The sequence below is a fragment of the Pseudolactococcus reticulitermitis genome (assembly GCF_002260845.1).
GTDB classification, from domain to species: domain Bacteria; phylum Bacillota; class Bacilli; order Lactobacillales; family Streptococcaceae; genus Pseudolactococcus; species Pseudolactococcus reticulitermitis.
Window position 1 is genome coordinate 230,753 of record NZ_BEDT01000001.1, and the last position, 20,699, is coordinate 251,451.

21 protein-coding genes are annotated in these 20,699 nt (G+C 42.3%); all 21 read right to left on the minus strand.

The annotated features are described in order from the left end of the window. Positions 1 to 12: 12 nt before the first annotated feature. Positions 13 to 1,182, minus strand: coding sequence for a peptidoglycan bridge formation glycyltransferase FemA/FemB family protein (locus RsY01_RS01030; protein ID WP_094783709.1), 1,170 nt, complete (start codon positions 1,180 to 1,182; stop codon positions 13 to 15). Between the two features lie 74 nt (positions 1,183 to 1,256). After that, positions 1,257 to 2,474, minus strand: coding sequence for a peptidoglycan bridge formation glycyltransferase FemA/FemB family protein (locus RsY01_RS01035; protein WP_157905755.1), 1,218 nt, complete (start codon positions 2,472 to 2,474; stop codon positions 1,257 to 1,259). Continuing rightward, positions 2,464 to 3,264, minus strand: coding sequence for a glutamate 5-kinase (proB, locus tag RsY01_RS01040; RefSeq protein ID WP_094783711.1), 801 nt, complete (start codon positions 3,262 to 3,264; stop codon positions 2,464 to 2,466). The genes RsY01_RS01035 and proB overlap by 11 nt, the downstream gene beginning before the upstream one ends. Positions 3,265 to 3,268: 4 nt before the next feature. Continuing rightward, positions 3,269 to 4,939 (minus strand): DNA repair protein RecN, encoded by a 1,671-nt coding sequence (gene recN / locus RsY01_RS01045; protein ID WP_094783712.1) that lies wholly within the window; start codon positions 4,937 to 4,939, stop codon positions 3,269 to 3,271. 48 nt (positions 4,940 to 4,987) lie between these two features. Next, entirely contained in the window at positions 4,988 to 5,422 is a 435-nt protein-coding gene (locus RsY01_RS01050) for an arginine repressor (RefSeq protein WP_094783713.1), read from the minus strand. Then, positions 5,409 to 6,230 carry a TlyA family RNA methyltransferase gene (locus RsY01_RS01055; protein WP_094783714.1) on the minus strand — a complete coding sequence of 274 codons (822 nt, stop codon included), beginning with the start codon at positions 6,228 to 6,230 and terminating at the stop codon, positions 5,409 to 5,411. The genes RsY01_RS01050 and RsY01_RS01055 overlap by 14 nt, the downstream gene beginning before the upstream one ends. Then, positions 6,223 to 7,095 (minus strand): polyprenyl synthetase family protein, encoded by an 873-nt coding sequence (locus RsY01_RS01060; protein WP_094783715.1) that lies wholly within the window; start codon positions 7,093 to 7,095, stop codon positions 6,223 to 6,225. The genes RsY01_RS01055 and RsY01_RS01060 overlap by 8 nt, the downstream gene beginning before the upstream one ends. Continuing rightward, positions 7,085 to 7,303: an exodeoxyribonuclease VII small subunit gene (locus RsY01_RS01065; protein ID WP_094783716.1), complete on the minus strand. Its 219-nt coding sequence runs from the start codon at positions 7,301 to 7,303 to the stop codon at positions 7,085 to 7,087. The genes RsY01_RS01060 and RsY01_RS01065 overlap by 11 nt, the downstream gene beginning before the upstream one ends. Continuing rightward, positions 7,296 to 8,624 (minus strand): exodeoxyribonuclease VII large subunit, encoded by a 1,329-nt coding sequence (gene xseA / locus RsY01_RS01070; RefSeq protein WP_094783717.1) that lies wholly within the window; start codon positions 8,622 to 8,624, stop codon positions 7,296 to 7,298. Before xseA ends, RsY01_RS01065 begins: the two co-directional genes overlap by 8 nt. Before the next feature lie 51 nt (positions 8,625 to 8,675). Further along, positions 8,676 to 9,524, minus strand: a complete 849-nt coding sequence (locus tag RsY01_RS01075; RefSeq protein ID WP_094783718.1) for a bifunctional methylenetetrahydrofolate dehydrogenase/methenyltetrahydrofolate cyclohydrolase — start codon at positions 9,522 to 9,524, stop codon at positions 8,676 to 8,678. A gap of 130 nt (positions 9,525 to 9,654) precedes the next feature. Next, positions 9,655 to 10,077 carry a Spx/MgsR family RNA polymerase-binding regulatory protein gene (locus tag RsY01_RS01080; protein ID WP_094783719.1) on the minus strand — a complete coding sequence of 141 codons (423 nt, stop codon included), beginning with the start codon at positions 10,075 to 10,077 and terminating at the stop codon, positions 9,655 to 9,657. 168 nt (positions 10,078 to 10,245) lie between these two features. Continuing rightward, entirely contained in the window at positions 10,246 to 10,593 is a 348-nt protein-coding gene (locus RsY01_RS01085) for a type II toxin-antitoxin system PemK/MazF family toxin (RefSeq protein ID WP_094783720.1), read from the minus strand. Beyond that, complete coding sequence (gene alr / locus RsY01_RS01090; protein ID WP_094783721.1) at positions 10,586 to 11,701, minus strand: alanine racemase; 1,116 nt, start codon at positions 11,699 to 11,701, stop codon at positions 10,586 to 10,588. The genes RsY01_RS01085 and alr overlap by 8 nt, the downstream gene beginning before the upstream one ends. A 3-nt stretch (positions 11,702 to 11,704) precedes the next feature. Then, complete coding sequence (acpS, locus tag RsY01_RS01095) at positions 11,705 to 12,070, minus strand: holo-ACP synthase (protein WP_094783722.1); 366 nt, start codon at positions 12,068 to 12,070, stop codon at positions 11,705 to 11,707. Positions 12,071 to 12,130: 60 nt separating this feature from the next. Continuing rightward, complete coding sequence (gene pepV, locus RsY01_RS01100) at positions 12,131 to 13,549, minus strand: dipeptidase PepV (RefSeq protein WP_094783723.1); 1,419 nt, start codon at positions 13,547 to 13,549, stop codon at positions 12,131 to 12,133. Continuing rightward, positions 13,546 to 14,241, minus strand: a complete 696-nt coding sequence (locus tag RsY01_RS01105) for a hypothetical protein (protein ID WP_094783724.1) — start codon at positions 14,239 to 14,241, stop codon at positions 13,546 to 13,548. Before RsY01_RS01105 ends, pepV begins: the two co-directional genes overlap by 4 nt. A gap of 70 nt (positions 14,242 to 14,311) precedes the next feature. Next, on the minus strand, positions 14,312 to 16,102 hold the full coding sequence (gene uvrC / locus RsY01_RS01110) for an excinuclease ABC subunit UvrC (RefSeq protein ID WP_094783725.1): 1,791 nt from the start codon (positions 16,100 to 16,102) through the stop codon (positions 14,312 to 14,314). 53 nt (positions 16,103 to 16,155) lie between these two features. Continuing rightward, the gene (rpsA, locus tag RsY01_RS01115) at positions 16,156 to 17,397 is read right to left on the minus strand and encodes a 30S ribosomal protein S1 (protein ID WP_094783726.1); all 1,242 of its coding nucleotides are present in this window, start codon (positions 17,395 to 17,397) and stop codon (positions 16,156 to 16,158) included. 128 nt (positions 17,398 to 17,525) lie between these two features. Further along, positions 17,526 to 18,299, minus strand: a complete 774-nt coding sequence (gene trpA / locus RsY01_RS01120) for a tryptophan synthase subunit alpha (protein WP_094783727.1) — start codon at positions 18,297 to 18,299, stop codon at positions 17,526 to 17,528. A 1-nt stretch (position 18,300) separates the two neighbouring features. Next, positions 18,301 to 19,500 carry a tryptophan synthase subunit beta gene (gene trpB / locus RsY01_RS01125; RefSeq protein ID WP_094783728.1) on the minus strand — a complete coding sequence of 400 codons (1,200 nt, stop codon included), beginning with the start codon at positions 19,498 to 19,500 and terminating at the stop codon, positions 18,301 to 18,303. A 2-nt stretch (positions 19,501 to 19,502) separates the two neighbouring features. Next, positions 19,503 to 20,699, minus strand: a complete 1,197-nt coding sequence (locus RsY01_RS01130) for a hypothetical protein (RefSeq protein WP_094783729.1) — start codon at positions 20,697 to 20,699, stop codon at positions 19,503 to 19,505.

Genomic DNA, 20,699 nt, shown 5'->3' on the forward strand with positions numbered 1-20,699 from the left:
GGTTTCCTCCCATTATTTCATTTTTTTACGGAGTTTGTAAGCAAACTCGCTCAAGTTAAATAAAAATCGGTTGACTGGCATATCAAATTCACCGACATAGACTTCAATTTTCGGATTAAAATGTTTTTTAAATTTCAACAGGCCGTCTGTTTCAGACAAGGAGTTTTCCAGACCACCCATATTGAGTGTTTCCGCACCCTTTTCAAAAGCATGTTGGATGGCTTCATACCAAGCCAAATAAGAGGGATAATATTTTTGAAAAGCCGTATCCGTGCCTGCGTATAGCGTTTCCGCAGCCCCACCAAAATTTAAGGTCAAGGTTCCCGCAACAGGGATGACAGCACCATGCGTTGCGACTGTTTTCGTTAAAGCAGCAATATTTTTATCAACAATTTCCAGTTCACTTGTCAAAGCTTTGACACGCTTGTCATTTTTAGCTTTCGTCAGATTATCCGTCAATTTTTCCCGATTTTCTTTGGCTTCCGATAATAATTTACCAAAGTCCATTTTAACGAGGTTGATAAAGGCATCGTCGCCATAGGTTTCAAGCAATTTCGTGTAATACTCAGCGTTTCTCAGACTCACATTTTTGCGTGATTCTGTTTTTTTCATCAGTTCAGAAAACTCAGCGACAAGCTCAGTCCCCCCAATTTCAAAAATAGGCTGTGACTTGCGAGCTTTGCGCAAGAATTGCCGCGTTTTTTTGCTCAATGTTTCCTCAGAAAAATCATCCCGATGAATGACGGCATTATAGCGTGGTTGAATGGTATCTGCCATATCAGTTGTCAAGCCTGACCATTTAACGCCTAAATTTTGCAAGTTTTTTGTCAGCGTTTCTGACTGGTCAGCCAAAATCGCTGGATCAAATTTGATAAATAAGGCGTGTTGTGACTTGCCATATTTTTTCAGCTCTGCCAAAACAAATGCCAATAACTCCGTATCCGAATAATCAAGGACGATTCCTCGCGGTATATAGAGCATTGTCACCCCTAATGGTAACGGCTTAATCAAGACACTCACACTTGATTTGAGTGCCTCATCTTTGTAAAATCCGATGCGTTCATGTCGCCAATTATCTTTAATGTTTGCCCAATTTGACGATTGTAATAAATGCGTCAAATTTGATGCCTTGATAAAGGCATCGTGTTCAGCTGCTGATAGACCTATTTTTACTGTGTACATGTTTCCATTATATCAAAAAAAAGAGCAGTCAGCTTGCTCTTTGGACAATTTCTATCTCTGATTTTATCAAAACCTTATCGCCCCATTATTTTTTTCAAGACAGCTGTCAGCTTGGTCAAGACAGGTTTGAGGGTCATCTCATAATTCCCAGATGATTGCCAAATGTAGCCCTTAAAGTTTTGCTTGAATTTCAAAACACCTTGATCTGGATTGTCAGGCGCATTGACCCCCATGAAATTATAATGCTCAATCTGATGCGAAAAAGCAAATTGCAACATGTCATCTTGAATCAAGAAAGGGGCGGAAAACTCTCTGAACGCATCATACATGCCGCTAAACATATAGAGAATCTCATTGGGCATGATGAAAAATTGTGCTGCTGCCAAGATAACATCTTCGTCACCATAAGTTTCTGCCAATGTTTGAAGTTCTGCTTGGAATTTTTCAAGTCGCGACACCCGTTGATTGAGCGTATCGAGACTTTTTTTCTTATTTTGCGCCTGAGCCTGCTCGATTTCCTGGTAAACACCAGCCAATTCTGACTGGTTAGCTGCTAACTCTGTTTGGAAATTAAGTTTCGCCAACACAAACTTAACACGGTCGCCAAAGGCTTGATAAACCGCCTGATAATAAGACAAGTCTCGCGTTGAAAAATTTCTGCGCTCGCCTGCCTCATCAACCACTTTCTTAAAATCAGCCAATTCATCATAGCTCGCTTCATAGACCTGAATGCCTAATTTTCGGGCTTTTTTAATGGTCTGGAGACCATTTTTCTTATAAGATTTTTCAAGTTGGGCAAGCGTTTCAAACCCCGTCAACTCTTTACTATAATTATAGTTAAAACTTTTCTCAAAATCGCTCAACCGTGCTTCCGAAAAGCCTAAAGTCTCATAAAAACCAGTCAGCTCTTGGTTAAAAGTACCTACTTTTTCCCAGTTATCATCATACTTTTCAATCATTTGATTAGAATGGATGATGAACTTCAAGCCACCGTGTTTTTTGAGTAGAGCTTTGGCACCTGAAATCAGCACTTGATTATCGCTTGCTATGGCAGAAAAGTAAGGATTCCCATGCGCTTCTGCCAGATAGCCAAACCGAACTTTAGCCAGTGTCACCAGCATAGCAGCCACGATTGCGTTATCTGTCTTCACTGCAAAATAAAATGGCTGGTGGCCTAAACTAGCTTGTAAGTCACCAAATGCTTGAGTTTGTTGGAAATGAACATCATCACGTGTCGCCACAAATTCTGCAAATTCAGCTGCTGTGATGACTGCAAATTGACTACTGTCCAAAATAAGTTCCTTTCTTCTTGCCGTTAATGATATCACGAATCTCACGAATTCTAGCACCATTGGTCAGCACCATTTGTTTATCCGTATCAAAAATCAGCTTGGCTGCTTCTAATTTGCTAGTCATGCCACCTGTCCCAAAGCGACTGCCTGCACCACCTGCCGCCTTCATTAATGTCTCTGTAATTTCAGAGACATTGTCAATGAGCTTGGCATCATCGAAAATATTAGGATTTTTGTCATAAAGTCCATCAATATCGGACAGCATAATCAGCAAATCAGCATCTGCCAAGTTCGTTACAATGGCGCCTAATCGGTCATTATCGCCAAACTTGGTCTTATGATCCATTTCATCGACACTGACCGCATCATTTTCATTGATGATGGGAATGATCCCCATGCTCAAAATCGCTTGGAGGGACATGGACGCATTTTGACGGCTTTCAGGATATTCAATCACATCATTGGTCAATAAAAGCTGGGACACTTTTTGCTGATAGCGGGCAAACATATGATTGTACAGACTCATTAATTCCACCTGACCAATCGACGCTAGCGCTTGCTGTTGTGCGATTTCTGACGGTCGTTTGTCCAAACCTAAAACATTAAGCCCAACACCAATCGCGCCTGATGTGACCAAAATAATGTCATAGCCTTCGTTCCTTAGACTCGACAAGGTAAAAGCCAAGTCGTCCATATTTTTCAGATTGATTTGACCATTCGCCAAAATCAGACTTGAGGTGCCAATTTTAACCACGATTCTTTTGACCGTTTTTAGTTTTTCTCGATTCATCTTCTTATTTTTCCAGTAATTTCTTAGCTTGTGCCAGCGCCTCAGGCGTTAAATCATCGCCTGCCAGCATCTTAGCAATTTCGATTTCCCGTTCTGCAAACGTTAATTTTCTGACCGTTGAAGTGGTGCTATCGTCCAGCTGAATTTTCTCGATATGATATTGGGTATCCGCAATCGCCACAACTTGCGGTAAATGCGAGATACACAAGACCTGCCCACTTTGAGAAATCTTGTAGATTTTATTGGCAATCGCTTGGGCAACGCGTCCTGAAACGCCTGTATCGACTTCATCAAAAACAATGGCTGTTTTATTTTCACGTCTGGCAAAGCTTGACTTAATCGCCAGCATAATCCGGCTCATTTCCCCACCCGATGCGGTCTTAGCCAGAGGTTTGAAGCCCTCTCCCGGATTGGTTTGAATGAAAAACTCGACGTGCTGATTTCCATTGACCGAGAACTTGGCGGGTTCAAACTGCACCTTGAAATCGGCTTTCGCCATGTAGAGATCCGCCAACTCGCCCTTGACATCTTTGGCGAGCCTGTCGGCAATGGTTGCTCTAGCCTCAGACAGCGCCTGCGCACTGATCAAGAGTGCCTTTTCAGCCGATTTAAATGCTGCTTCCAGATTTTCTGAGGAGTTCTCGTCACCTGTCAGTGCCTCTAATTCTTTTTGGCAATTTGCCAAATAAGCCAGCACATCTGCCAACTCAGGACCGTATTTTTTCTTGAGGGTCGTCAAAACCGAGATCCGGTCTTCAATCATCGCCAACTCTGACGGATTGAATTCCAAATCATCAATCCGTTTCTCCAAATCTGCCGCAGCATCTTCTAATAAATAGTAGGCATCTGCGATTTTTTCAGACAATTTGGCATAGCTGGCCGCATCAAACTGGCTAGCTGATTCCAACTCATTCATGGCATTTCTGACCATAGACAGACTTGAATAATCAGATGCATCATCATCTAATGAATAATAGGCAGCATTCAAATGCTCCGCGATATGATTAGCATGGGTTAATAATTCGCGTCTGTGATAAATGTCTTCATCTGTCTTGAGGTCAATCTCAGCTGAGGTGATTTCATCAATTTGAAATTTTAAAATATCAATCCGTTGGGCAAATTCTGCTTGATTTTTTTTGAGCGTGACTAATTTTTGGCGTAGCGTTTTATAATCAGAAAATTTCTGGGCGTAGTCTTGCTTGATTTTTAGAAATTTTTTGTCGCCAAACTCATCCAGCATAGCCAAGTGATGGGCTGGGCTCATCAGTTCCTGATGATCATGCTGCCCATGAATATCGACCAAAAAGCTACTGATAGCTTGAAGATTTGACAAGGGTGTCAAGACACCATTAATGCGACAAGATGAACGACCATTAGCAAAAATTTCCCGTCGCAAAATCAGCTCGCCCGTGTTCTCAAAGCCAAGCGCTTCAAGTTGCTGGGCGATTTCAGGGCTATCTTGTTGATAGAAAAACAGGCCTTCTATTTCCGCCTTATCAGCACCATGGCGGACAAATGACGTCTGTGCCCGCGAGCCTAAAAGCAGATTCATGGCATCAATAATAATTGATTTTCCCGCACCTGTTTCACCCGTCAAAATCGACATACCTTGATCAAACTGCATGGCAATCGTGTCGATAATGGCAAAATTTTTGATCGATATTTCCTGTAACATCAATTTCCCTCCATTAAGCTGCCGAGGCTTTCCTGTGCCACCCGTCAATTAATTTGATAACTCTGACGCAATTTTTTCAGCATTGTCATCTGATGTGGCGATTAATAAAATCGTATCATCATCTGATAGGACTGTAAAAACAAGTGGTTCAAAGCGCGTCAACAGGCGATTTTTAAGGAGCATGGCTGAACCCGGACTCGTTCTAATCGCGAGTTGATTGCCCTGTCTTTTTACCGTTTCAACGGCAGATTTAAATAAATCTGTCTCTGTATTGGCACGCTGACTTTCAGGCAGGGCATAGCGATAACCACCTGTTTTAGCAGGTACTTTAACCAAGCGCAATTCCCGCATATCACGTGAAACAGTCGCTTGTGTGACTTCAATGTCTAAAGCCAAAAGGGCAGACACTAAATCGTCCTGCGTCATAATGTCTTGCTCAACCAATAGTTTTTTGATTAACTCAATCCGTTCACTTTTTTTCATCTAATTCTCCATGCGCCTCTGAGACGACTGTCTGAATCTGTGGCGTCACTTGGTCAATCAGGTCTGTTGTTTTAGACAAATGCAATAAAAATTCAATATTCCCATGACCACCTTTAATAGGCGAGCTGGTCAAACCAAGCGTTGAAAAGCCGAGACCATTTGCCATAGTCACAACGGATTCAATCACGATTTCATGAATTTTAGCCTCTTTAATGATACCATTCTTACCGATTTGTTCACGACCTGCCTCAAATTGTGGCTTAATCAGCGCCACAACCTGACCACCCTCAAGTAAAATATCATACAAGGCGGGTAAAATCAAGGCAAGGCTGATAAATGAGACATCAATTGAGGCAAAAGTCGGCAAATCATGACTGAAATCTTCAGGCTTAGCATAGCGAAAATTAAACTGCTCCATGACAATAACACGATTGTCTTGACGAATTTTCCAAGCCAATTGATTGGTGCCAACATCAACAGCATAGACCAATTTAGCCCCGTTTTGGAGCATGACATCGGTAAAGCCACCTGTTGAGGAACCAATATCAATGGCGGTTTGATCTGAAACTGACATCTCAAACGTTTCCAGCGCTCTCGCCAATTTCAGACCACCACGACTAACATAAGGGAGTTTTTCCCCCTTAATCATCAGCTCCAAATCGTCCGACACTTTTTCGCCAGGCTTGTCAAAGCGTTCGCCATTAAGGGCATTGATGACAATACCTGCCATCACACCGCGTTTCGCCTGCTCGCGTGTGTCAAATAGTCCTTGATTGTAGGCTAGGACATCTACTCGTTCTTTAGTCAATTTTTAATCTTTCAATTTGTTTCAAAATACTGTCAGGTCGTAGCTGGCTTGTGCGCGAAAGTTCAGCTAAAATCCCTTCAGCTGCGGCTAGATTAGCGTTTAATTCTGCCTTTGCGCCTGCCAGACCTAATAACTTCACATAGGTTGATTTATCCGCAACTTCATCTTTACCGGGCGTTTTCCCGATTTGGTCAAATGTTGCGGTCACATCTAAAATGTCATCTCTGATTTGAAAGGCTTGACCGACTTTTTCTCCCAGATGGCGGAGTGATGAGATGACCTCATCTGACTGTTGCGCGATAAGGCCTGCGGCAACGAAAGGAAACATCAACATTTTGCCTGTTTTGAGGGCGTGAATTTGTTGCAGCTGCTCAAAAGTCAGGGCTTGCGTCTCTCCATCCATATCGAGAACTTGACCAGCCACCATCCCACGACTACCAGAGGCTAGCGCCAACTCACGCACCAAAGCCACAACGACGCTTGATGGTAAGTCAGCATTTGCCAATAAGAGATAGGGATCTAGCAAGAGGGCATCGCCTGCCAAAATCGCCTGTGCCTCGCCGAAAACCTTGTGGTTAGTCGGTTTGCCACGGCGAAAATCGTCATTATCCATGGCTGGCAAATCGTCGTGAATCAGCGAACTGGTGTGAATTAGCTCGACCGCACCCGCTACCTTGACATGTTCTGCTGTGATAGCCACACCAAAAGCCTGCAAGGTTTCTAACAAAAACAGCGGTCTAATTCGCTTGCCACCCGCCTGAATTGAGTACTGAATACTCTCCGTCAAATGGTCGATGAGATTTTCTGAGCTATAAAAATCGTCAAAAATGCTCGTCAATGCTGTCAATAAAGCTTTATTGTCCATCAAATACTTCTTCTGTGCCATCGTCTGCCATGACTTTTACCAAGGTTGCCTCGGCATTTTTCAAAGTTTTTTGAAGCGTTTTAGACAACTTCATCCCTTTTTGAAATTCTGCGATGGCCTCTTCCAAGGGGACATCACCATTTTCTAAACGCTTGACGATGTCTTCTAATGCTGCTAAATTTTCTTCAAAAGTTACTGCTTTAACCATTTTTCACCTCTACATTGATTTGACCGTCTGAGACTTCTAGACTCAGATAATCACCTGTTTTAACATCTTGGATAGACTTAACGACTTTTTGTTCTGCTGTTCGAGCAATCGCGAAACCACGCTTGATAATTTTTTCTGGATCAATCAAGCTCAAACTATCATAAGCTTTTTCAGCTCGTGTTTTTTGATAGGTCAATAAATTAGTCATATTCATTTTTAAACTTGCCGTTTCACGTGCCAGTTGCCGATTGGCTTCTGCGACTTTTTGGTCAAGTCGTAAACTCGTCAGGCGACTGGTTAACAAGGCTTGGGCTTGCTGATTTTTCTGGTAATGCTGCTGTAAGCGTTGGTTTAACATGCCTGTTAATTGATCCAATTTTTGAAGATAACTATCATATAATCGCTCAGGTTGTCTGAATATCACAGAATTTTCTAGTCTGGTCAGTCTTTCTTGTTGCTGATTTAAACCGCGTTGCACACTCGTACTCAATCGCGTTTCGCTGTTTGTCAAGTACTGTAAAATATCAAGTTTTGTATTGGGTGTCGCGAGTTCTGCTGCAGCTGTCGGTGTCGCGGCACGTCTGTCCGCCACAAAGTCAGCCAAGGTCGTATCCGTTTCATGCCCGACTGAAGAAATCACTGGCATTCTTGATTCAAAAATCGCGCGGACGACGATTTCCTCGTTAAATGCCCAGAGGTCTTCGATAGAGCCACCCCCTCGACCAATAATCAGGACGTCTAAGTCTGCACGTTCGTTGGCTTCGCGAATGCGACGCGCTACTTCCTCTGCTGCACCATTGCCCTGAACCTTGGCAGGAAATAACAAGATTTCTGTCATCGGAAAACGGCGGTTGACGGTGGTGATGATGTCGCGAATGACGGCACCGCTGGGACTTGTGACCACACCGATTTTTCGTGAAAAGGCTGGAATGGCTTGCTTGAAGTCGGGGTTGAAGAGCCCCTCGGCTGTTAATTTTTTCTTGAGTTGCTCGAGCTGAACAGCTAGGGCGCCAATGCCGTCTGGCATCATCTTTTCGATGATAATCGAGTAAGAACCACCCGGTTCATAGAGCTGGACGCGCCCGACGAGATTAACTTTCATGCCTTCTTCCAGCTCGAAGTTGAGTTTAGCAAAAGCGCCTGCCCACATGGTCGCTTGGATTACAGATTTTTCATCTTTGATGGCGAAATACTGGTGCTTAGGACGGCGTCTGAAATTAGAAATTTCGCCTGTCAGAAAAACCCGCTCCAAATAGGGATCACGGTCAAATTTGGCCTTTAAATATTTCGTTAATGTTGACACACTCAAATATTCTGTCATGTTACCATTGTACCAAAAAAACGGGAAATTTTCCCCGTCTGAATTTAGTGCCTATTTGTCTAAAGTCCGTTTCGCTGCTTCATAGGTCTGTTCCATGAGCATGGTAATCGTCATGGGACCAACACCACCTGGGACTGGTGTAATGAGACTGGCAATCGGTGCAACTTCATCAAATTTGACATCGCCAATCAGCTTGCCATTTGCATCACGATTCATACCAACGTCAACGACAACAGCGCCCGATTTGACAAAGTCTGCGCTCACAAAGTTCCCACGACCAATGGCAACGACTAAAATATCCGCTTGTTTGGCTATTGTTGGTAGATTTTTTGTTCTCGAGTGGGCGATGGTTACCGTCGCGTGTTGGTCTAACAACATCTGCGCCATAGGCTTGCCTACAATATTAGAGCGGCCAATCACTAGCGCGTTCTTGCCTGCCACCTCAACGCCGTAAGTCTCCAGCATGACCATGATGCCCGCAGGTGTCGAAGGAATCATAACAGGGTTACCCGACCAGAGGCGCCCCATGTTGGTAGGATGAAAGCCGTCGACGTCCTTATCTGGGTCAATGGCAAGCAGAATTTTTTCTTCTGAAATATGTGCCGGCAAGGGAAGTTGCACCAAAATACCATGCCATTTGGCATCTTGATTGAATTGGGCAATCAGCTCTAAGAGTGCTGCTTCCGTCGTATCCTCTGGCAGGCGAATCACTTCTGAGTTGAAGCCAGCTGCAGTCGCACGACGTTCTTTATTTTTGACATAGACTTGACTGGCTGGGTTTTTGCCCACTAAAATCACGACTAGCCCCGGTGTGACACCGGCAGATTTTAAGTCATCCACTTTTATTTTCAGTTCAATCGCCATTTTATCGGCCAAGGCTTTACCATCGATTAAGGTCATGCTCGTCTCCGTTTTCTTTTTTCATGTCACAGTATAACCTTTATTTTAACAAAAAAACAGCGAAATTGCCGCTGTTTTCCTCTTTTTTAACGCTGGATATGTAAAATGTTCGATATTACTATGTACGCTATTAAATGCTACCTTGCAAGTATAACTCACTTTTTATTCTATCTTCTGCTGTTTGAAAGGCAATTTTTCGAACAGAACGTGGTAAAAATTTTCTGATATCGTCTTCATTATAGCCAACTTGAAGCCTTTTCTCATCGACAATCAAAGGACGTCTCAGCAAACTTGTATTTTTTTCAATCACTTCAACCAAACAACTCATAGACAAGTCATCCAAATCGACATTTAATTTTTTGTATGCCTTGCCCCGTTTAGAAATAATCTCCTCAGTCCCATTCTCTGTTAATGATAGAAGATGCAAAATTTCGCTATCCGTTAACTGGGCTTTTGTTAAATTAATTTCTTCAAATTCTAAATTGTGTTCTTGCAACCACTTCTTAGCCTTATCACAAGACGAACTGTAGGCAACTGTGTATATCTTAATCATAATCCTCTTATCTTTAAATAATATTAAAAATCCTCTACAACTTAAACTAATTTGTTATTTAATTCGTTTATAAAATTATTATATCTTAAATAATCGTCATTGTAAATACCTATTAATCTATTTTAATGTTATTTTTTGTTACAATTATATAACAAAAAAAGCCTATCTTCAACAAGATAAACTTTTTTTGATGGCGATATCGACTTCCGACATCACCTTATCATTGAGATGTCCCGTTTTTTCCCGTAAACGACACTTGTCAATCGTCCTGACCTGTTCACACAGAATAACTGAATCTGAACCAACACCTGCGACTTCTTTACAAATCGAAACGTGTGTTGGTAATGCCTTCTTCGTCTTCTTTGCCGTAATTGCCGCAACAATTGTTGTGGGCGAGAAGGTATTGCCTGCATCGTTTTGAATCACTAATACAGGTCTAACCCCCCCTTGTTCGCTCCCTGTTACAGGCGACAAATCAGCAAAGAAGATATCTCCTCTTAAAATTTCTCTAACCATTTTGATATATCCGTTTTATCCGATCACTTAATAAACAAACTACTTCATAATTAATCGTACCACGATGTGCTGCCACATCATCTACTGTTATTTTTTCATCACCATCTTGGCCAATCAAAGTCACTTTTGTCCCGATGGGCAAGATTTCAGGTAAGGCAATGGTCATTTGATCCATCGAAATCCGACCAATAATCGGGCATCTTTGACCATTCACCAAGACATAGAAGCCAGTCATATCACGTGTCCAACCATCTGCATAGCCGATTGGCACAGTGCCAACGATGGTAGACTGATCTGCGACAAATGCTCCCCCATAACCAACCGTTGCCCCTTTTTCAATGGTCTTGATATGTGTCAATTCTGATTTTAACTCAAGCGCTGGTGTTATTTGATAGGTCATATCAAGCGTGCGACCACTTGGATTTAAGCCATACATGGCGTCTCCTAAGCGTTCAATATCTTGAATCGTATCCTTGTGCCAAATACCTGCGGCAGAATTACTAGAATGGACATATTTTGGACGACGGCTTAGAGCTGAAACAATTGCATTAAACTGCGACCATTGTGCCTCAAATTTTTCTTGTGCTGCTTCATCAGCTGTCGCAAAATGGGTAAAGACGCCATCAAAGACCATGTCATAATTATCCGCAAGTGCGATGATGTCATTAGCCTCTTGCGCCGTTGTCACCCCAATCCGTCCCATACCAGAATCGACCTTGATATGGTATTTCAAGTGTTCAGTCTCCACATCTTCCAGATGCTCGATGACAAGTTTCAGCCAATCCAGAGACGGCACAGTCACCGTCACGCGCAAATTAACCGCGATATGAATATCAGCTGGGACAATCCCACTCAAAACTAAAATCGGTTTAACAATCCCATGACTTCTCAGTTCAATCGCCTCATCAAGGTTAGAGACACAAAAGCCTGACACTAAGTCATTGGCGCTTAGCGCCACATCATTTGCCCCGTGACCATAGCCATTAGCTTTCACAACCGCCCAAATCTCGGTGCTGTTATTGATATATGTTTTGAAATTTTTGATATTCGCCTGCATCGCTGCGAGATTAATAATCGCTTGCGTCGGGCGATGTGTACTTGGTTTCATGTCTTAATCACGACTTTCTAAAATAACGAAAGCAATAGCTTCCAAATGACTATGACTGATGGATAAATGCGCCACGCCTTTATCAGAAAAAGGATGTTGGATGAACTTGGGCGCGCCTAAATCGTCGGGTAAAATGGTCATATCTTGAAAAGAGACATGACCACCGATGCCGGTGCCGTAGGCTTTTGAATAGGCCTCTTTAGCTGCCCAGCGCCCCCCTAAAAATTCGATTTGGCGCTGTCCCGATAAGGTCATAAATGTCGCCAATTCGCTTGCCGTGAGGACACGGTTCGCAAATTTCGGATTTCGATTTAAAGCCTTCTCAATCCGTGAAAGTTCAATATTATCAACACCATTACCATAGATCATAATTTCATTATATCAAAAAAATCCCGTGCTTTGGGATTTATTTGTTTGGCTTCATTTGGTTTATTTCGCTAATTCGTAAATCGCTTCCGCATAGATGGCTGCTGCGCGCAACAAAACATCAACTGGGATAAATTCATTGGCTTGGTGCATGGTGTCAATGTCACCAGGGAACATGGCACCGAAGGCGACGCCGCGTTTAAGCAAACGACCAAAAGTTCCCCCACCGATGATTTGTTCGTGACCTTTAAGCCCTGTTTGTTTTTCATAAACGTCAAGCAAGGTGCTGACCAATTCATCTGCCATTGGCACATAGTGCGGTGTGTGCTCATGGGTAGATTTGCTTACAGTGTCAACACCCTCAAGCGCCACTAAGACTTTAGAAATCGCTTCAGAATCTGTCCCTTGTGGGTAACGGAAATTCAGGGCAATGGTATTGTCTGATGAGGCGTCATCAAAGTTAAAGACACCAGCGTTCATTGACAAAGCACCCATTTTAGGGTCTTCGAAAGCAACGCCTGTTTTATCACCCGCATGGTCTTCAATTAAAATCGTCCCAGCGATTTGAGTGAATGGTGAGACAACGCCGATTTCATTTAAGAACTTGGCAAGGTAAGTGGCACCATTGACCCCTTTTTCTGGCATGGCACCGTGAGCTGAACGACCGTGAAGCACAACCGTTACTTGACCATTTGCTGCTGTTTCCGTTTCAAATCTAAGATTTTTATCTGCATGTGCACTGACAAATGCTTCAAGTTTGGTGTTAAGGTCTGCTAGGTCGCCTGAAATCACCGCTGTTGCTGATTCTGGTACCATGTTTTCACGCAAACCACCTGTAAAACTATGCAGATGAACAGCGCCTGAGTTATCGCCTGTAATATGGAGATATTCTGTGATATTGCCTTTTTCACCATTGATAATCGGGAATTCCGCATCTGGTGAAAAACCGAAATCAGGCTCAGGCAAGCCGACATGCGCAAAGTAGTAGTCCATGTCGCCCCAGCCTGATTCTTCGTCAGTTCCTGCGATAAAGCGGATTTTTTTAGTCAGTGGCACATTTAGCTCTTTTAGTATTTTCAAACCATAATAACACGCCATAGTCGGGCCTTTATCATCTGATGCGCCACGGGCATAAATCTTACCGTCGCGAATTTCAGGCTCATAAGGGTTGCTAGCCCAACCAGTGCCAGCAGGTACAACGTCCATGTGGGCGAAAATGCCAAGCACTTCTGCATCCTCTGGCAAGTCGTCGCCATATGTAAAGTGACCGGCATAGTTGTCCACGTTTTTTGTCGCATAACCGTCACGCTCAGCCAAACTCAAAAATTGTTGAAGTGCTGCAACTGGACCAGGGCCGAACGGCGTTTCTGGTGTGACTTGGCTATCGTCACGTTCAGAATTAATTTTCAAAAGTGAAAATAAATCTGCTAATAAGTCGTCTTTGCGGGCTGCAACCTCTGCTTTAAAATCAATTTGTGTCATTTTCTTCCTAATAACCTTTCTTTATACTCGTCATATTCTTCTGGTGTAATCAAACCTTCCTCCATGGAAAGTTTAGCAGATGACAATTTTTCATACATGGTAGATGTGTCATAGACAACTTTTGGCTCTGCCGTTTTTTCAGGCATGGGCTGTTGCTGCTGGGGTGACATCGGGGCGCTTGTCTGATAGCCCCCATACATCTGATTATTTTTGATGTCACTCACGCCCTCTTGGATGCGCTTGGCAATTCTTCTGACGACACTTTTCGTCCAAAAGACTGAAAAATTATCGCCTAAAGATTCCACGCGGACATGCCCCCAAATGATATGGGTAATCGGCTCGATATTTTTAATATCATTGAGCGGAATCGAAGAGACCTTGTGAAAAAACGGTCGCCAACGGGCATAAACTAAGCGATTTTCATTGGTGATGATATAGGCATAGTAGCCTTGGGTATTGAAAAATTTCGGTTCGGCTTGCGCATGTTCATTTTCCTCGCCCTCATCATCATCGTAATCTGTATGTCGACCGATAAAACTGGAAACAGCGTACTCGTCATCTAACAAACTCTCAGCAACCACCTTAAAATGCAATTTCTGCAACCATGCGCCCCAAAGGTTAAAGCCAAGTTTATTGTCTCGCGCAAAGCGATACATCTCATCTGCCGTCCATAGTTGGGCTTTTTCTGTCATCTGTCACCTCTTTTCATTTTGCTTTACCGTCCTGTCCTATTTTATCAAAAAAGCAAGAGAAAAGACATTTTTACTCGATTTTTTCTTGATTAGGTTTAGCCAAGGTTTCCTTAATTCGCTCAGCGACATCATAGGGAATGCCCGCCTCATGAATTTCTGAAGGCGTTGCCGCCTGAATGTTGGTTAAGGACTTAAACGTGCGCATTAATTTCTGTTTGCGCTTAGGTCCTAGCCCGTCAATGCCGTCCAATTTGCTAGAAAATGAATTTTTCGAGCGAACTTGTCGATGAAAGGTGATGGCAAATCTGTGAACTTCATCTTGAATCCGCTGTAATAAGAAAAATTCCTGACTTTGACGACTCAGTGGCACGACTTCTAACGGTTCGCCAAATAGCAACTCCTGCGTTTGGTGCTTATCATTTTTCGCCAAACCGGCTATTGGAATATCGAGTCCCAGATTATCTAGAATTTCCTTGGCTGCATTAATCTGACCAACACCACCGTCCATGATAATCAAGTCGGGCAAGATACCGTCTTCTTTGATGGCACGACTGTAACGCCGTAAAATAACCTCGCGCATGCTGGCATAATCATCTGGCCCGACAACGGTTTTAATCTTAAACTTGCGATAATCTTTCTTAGAGGGCTTACCGTCCACAAAGACAACCATAGCGCTGACAGGACTTGTTCCCATGATATTGGAGTTATCAAAACTCTCAATCCGACGCGGTGTCGGAATATTCATGAGCGTGCCTAGATTTTCAATCGCACCGTGGGTTTTCTCAATGTTTTTTTCAGCCAGTTCAAATTTCTGCTGAAGACTGACGCGAGCATTCTTCGTCGCCAGATTGACTAATTGTTTCTTCTCACCTCGAGACGGCTGAATGACTTTCGTCTGCGTCAAAGCTTGAACGGATGCCAAATCAATATCCGACGGAATAAAAATCTCCTTGGGAATAAAGTGATCCGTTCCCTTGTAAAATTGACCCACATAGGTCAAAAAATCTTCATCCGCATCGTTATAGTAGGGAAAAAGATTGACATCCCGCTGAATGAGTTTGCCCTGTCGGACAAAGAAAACCTGCACACACATCCAGCCTTTATCTACGGCATAACCAAATACATCTCGGTCTTGCAAATCCTGATTCATGACCCGTTGCTTGGTGCGCAAAGTGCCAATTGCCTTGACCAAATCACGATACTCTGCCGCTTTTTCAAACTCAAACCTCTCTGCTGCCCCATGCATTTTAGCATCCAGTGCCTTGACGATTTTATCCTCGCCACCATTGAGAAATTTAGTAATTTCCTCTAGCATACTGGTGTATTCTGACGGTTTAATATCAAAAACACAGGGTGCCAAACACTGGTGCATATGATAATAAAGACAGACTTGATTGGGCAAAATATGACATTTTCTTAAGGGAAAAATACGATCAAGCAAATGTTTAATTTCATTTGCTGCCCCAACATCTGGATAGGGACCAAAATATTGGGAACCGTCTTTTTTGACCTGCCGCGTGATTAGCAAGCGTGGGTATTTCTCACGGGTAATTTTGATAAATGGGTAAGATTTATCATCCTTGAGCATGATATTATACTTGGGCATATTCTCTTGAATGAGATTAATTTCCAAGAGTAAAGCCTCGATATTAGACTCCGTGACAATAAATTCAAAATCAACGATTTCTGACACCAAAAGTTCTGTCTTGGTATCATGAGACCCACGAAAATAAGACCGCACGCGATTTTTCAGATTCTTCGCCTTGCCGACATAGATAATCGTCCCATTTTTATCTTTATGCAAATAACAGCCAGGATTATCTGGCAGTATCGCTAATTTTGCCTTGATTGTCTCATTCATAGTATCTCTATTATATCAAAAAAACGCCCTTTCGGACGTTTTCGTGAACTTTCTTAAAAGTTGTTGATATCGAAATCATCACCTAAGAAGTCAGCAAGTGAGAAGCCTTCTTGTGTTTCTGGTAATGTGTATTCTGGTTTCGTATTGCGACGTGGTGCACGTGGTTTAGCATCACGACGTTGTCCACCTTGTGCAGCGTTACCTGAATCGTTTGAACGTTCTTTACGTGCAGGCGCTTCAGTCAATGCTTTGATCGACAATGAGATACGTTCTTCAGCTGGTTTCACGTCAAGTACTTTAACTTGAACGGCTTGACCTACTGACAAGACATCTTTCGCGTTTTCAACACGTTCCCAAGAGATTTGAGAAATGTGAACCAAACCTTCAACACCTGGGAAGATTTCAACGAAAGCACCGAAGTCAGTGATACGTTTAACCGTACCATCGAGAACAGAACCAACTGGTGCTTTTTCATCGATGTCATCCCATGGTCCAGGCTGTGTTGCTTTAAGAGAAAGTGAGACACGACCAGCTTCTTCATCAACTTTCAAGACTTTAACTTGAACAGTTTCGCCAACTTTAACTACATCGCTAGGTTTTTTAACGCGTCCATGAGCCAATTCAGTCACGTGAACAAGTCCGTCAACACCACCAAGATTGATGAAAGCACCAAAGTCAGTTGTCCGTGCAACAGTACCTTCAACGATATCCCCTTCGTGCAAGTTAGCAAAGGCTTCAGCACGTTGTGATTTAGATTCTTCTTCAATAACCGCACGACGGCTCAAGATGAAACGTTTTTCAGCAGCGTTGACTTCGATAATTTTAGCGTCGAATTCTTCACCGACAAATTTCTTAGTATCGCGTACAAAGTAAGTGTCAATCATAGATGCTGGGATGAAACCACGAACACCGTTGAAGTCTACGGACAAGCCACCTTTGACGTCTTTTACAACTTTAACAGTGACAACTTCGCCTTCTTTGCCTTCAAGGTCAGCAAAAGCTTTACGTGCAGCAAGACGTTTTTCAGAAAGCAAGTAAACGTTAGCGCCTTCTGATTCTTTACCAACGATTTGCTTGACAACCAAAAGTTCCTTAACTTCACCAGCTTTGACGAAGTCATTTATATCAGCGTCACGTTCGTTAGTGAGTTCACGAAGCGTCAAAACACCTTCAACACCTGTACCAACGATCGCTACTGTAGCTTGATCGCCTTCGACAGTGAGGATTTCACCGCTTACGACGTCACCGACTTTAACGTCACCGACGCTGTTCAATAATTCTTCAAATTCGTTCATTTTTTAAAAAGTTTCCTCCAACAATTTGACTAGTACACATCTTTTACGACAGATACAGTCCTAATATTTATCTTACCATAATTTTTCCTAAAAAGAAAGCGATTTTTGACGAGAAATCGCTTTTTATTTTAGATTTGACTCGCTTTTTGTAAAAATTCAGCCATTTCAGCTGTTTTGCCTTCGTGTAATCCCTTAACAATGTAGGAGCCGACGATGACACCGTCAACCGCTTGGCGGAAATTTTCAACGTGAGCGATGGATGACACGCCAAAGCCAGCTAGGACAGGCGCATCAGAAAGCTCAGCCAATTTCGCCAAGTGTTGATTTAAATCCGCTCGGTAATCGTGGCCTGCTCCTGTCACACCATTGACCGTTACGGCATAGATGAAGCCTTGGGCATCTTTGACTAATTCAGCTTGGCGTTCTGGAGTACTGGTCAGCGTCACAAGTGGTACCAAAGCAATATCAGTATCTACCAAAAACGGCGCAATCATATTTTCATGTTCGCGTGGGACATCTGGCAAAATCAAGCCTTTGACCGGTGTGTTTTTGAGGTCGTTGACAAATTTTTCAATGCCGTATTTATAGATGGGATTAAAATAGGACATGATGACCAAAGGCACATTTGTCTTGATCGTTTTCAAGGTTTCGATGACCTTTGTCAAAGTCGTCCCGTTTTTCAAAGCGCGAATCCCCGCTAATTCAATCACAGGACCGTCAGCCACTGGATCTGAAAAGGGAAGCCCGATTTCAATAGCGCTGGCACCATTTGTCACCAAAAAGTCAAGGGTTTCGGGTAAGCCCGCGATGCCATTTGCGTGGTCGCCTGCCATGATGTAAGGTACGACGAGGGTTTTGTTGGCTGCTTTAAGCATTTCCAAGTGTTGTCGTAAGGTTTTCATCTTAAAATTCTCCTTTTTCAGCACGCGCTTTAATTTGCGCCACATCCTTGTCGCCGCGACCGCTGAGGCAAACGATGATGCTCTCGTCTTTGCCGTAGCGTTTTGCTAATGTCGGCAGTTTGGAAATGGCGTGTGAGCTTTCTAGTGCGGGGATGATGCCTTCCGTGACGCATAGCATTTTGAACCCTGCTAAGGCCTCATCGTCAGTGGCTGAGATGTACTCTGCTCGACCCGTTTCATTCCAGTGGCAGTGCTCAGGACCGAGACCCGGATAGTCCAATCCAGCTGAAATGCTGTAAGCCTCTTGGACTTGACCATTTTCATCTTGGAGCAGACGCATGATATTACCATGAAGAACGCCGTCCGTACCACGATTGATAGAGGCAGCTGTTTTACCGCTATCAAGACCGCGACCCGCAGCCTCAACGCCAATCATGGCAACCGTTTCATCGTTGACAAAGGGATAGAAAAGTCCCGCAGCGTTTGAACCACCACCGACACAGGCGACAACAGCGGCGGGGAGTTTGCCTTCTTTTTCGAGAATTTGCGCCCGCGCTTCTCGTCCAATGATAGCTTGAAAATCTCGCACCATTTCTGGGAATGGAGCAGGGCCGGCAGCTGTACCTAGGATGTAGTGGGTGTCTTCAACACTTTCAACCCAAGCACGGAGGGCAGCATTGACCGCATCTTTGAGGACACTTGAACCATCTGTGACCGACACAACTTCTGCACCTAAAAGCTGCATACGGAAAACGTTTAATTCTTGGCGTTGCACGTCGATAGCGCCCATGTAGATTTTACAGTCCATACCAAAAAGCGCGGCAGCGGTTGCCGTTGCGACACCATGTTGACCGGCACCTGTTTCAGCGATGATTTTATTCTTACCCATTTTTTTGGCAAGCATGACTTGGGCTAGGGCGTTATTAATTTTGTGAGCGCCGGTGTGATTGAGATCTTCTCGTTTGAGGTAAATTTTAGCGCCACCGCATTTTTCAGTCAAATTTTTTGCGAAATAGAGCGGATTTTCACGACCGACATAGTTTTTGAGGAGGTCTGCTAATTCGGCTTGGAAGACTTCATCCGTTTTACTAGCCTCATAGGCAGCTTTGAGTTCTTTAACCGCGTACATCAATGTTTCTGGTACGAAGGTGCCGCCGTAGGTGCCGAAAAAACCGGCTTGGTCTGGGTTTTGGTAGGTCATGGTTACTCCTTAACTTTTGAAATTGATTTATTCATGTTCTTTATGCCCCGATGGATTGGAATAAGATATACCAGATAAATAAATAATACACATATAGTGATAGCCAGTAAAGATTGCCACCACAAGTTTAAAGATATTAATTTTATATTATTAACTCTATTTAAATCAAAATTTATGTCTTTAATATATTCAAACAAGCAATATATTACATATAGAAAAATATCAATTAGCTTTGTAGTAATTATTGCTACTACCATTAAAGCAAATATTATTTCTTTCCTATTTTTTATTATGATCTCCTCCCCTTTTCCCTTAAGAAAAATACGTTTTAAAACTAATGAATTGGCAATCATAGCTTGGCTACGTCTATTTTTACTATCTTCCATTTTTTCCAAATGCAGGGGTTGATCATTCAATACACTATTATTAAATTTATAAATATTGTCAATATGTATACTATTCTCTTTGTTTTTTATTTGAGAATACTCTACTGATAAAATTTCATCATTGTCAATTTTTTTTAGTAACACATATTCTTTTTTATTAAATTTAAAAACCATATAACTCGTATAGTATTTAACAGCTATAGAACGCACTCTAAAATAAACTACAACAAATATTAAAGTTACTATTGAAACAAAAAGGTATAAAGCAACCTTCTGTTCTTTTTTTGCATATTCATAATACTTTTTTAATGTCGGATATTGAATCGCAACTATAGTATTATTCACATATAAATTTACAATTTTATTTTTTGATCGATAAGGTAATTCTATTTTATAATCTTTTACTGATTTTTTTTCTCTTTCCGGAAGCTTTTTGAATTCCTCCTTGTTTAATTCCCTATCTGAAATAGAATATAAAATGTCTTTGCTTAAATCAATATCCTTCTTATTTATATTAATTACGAGTGATGATTTATTAACTTCAGTTGTATAAAGATATCCCTTGTCATTAGGTCTGGTAATAGCATAAACATCAACTATATATAAACAAAATATAAAAAAGATAAATACAAAATTAATTATAATTCGTACAAATTTTTCATAGTTACCTTCTAATATTTTTTCAATATCGTATTTTGAAAAATGGGAATAAACCTTGTAACAAAATAAAGCTACGGTCGAAATAATTGAAAAAACTTTCACGATTGTTCCTAAATTTTCAACAACTTGAGAAACAAAATTTAATTTTTCCAC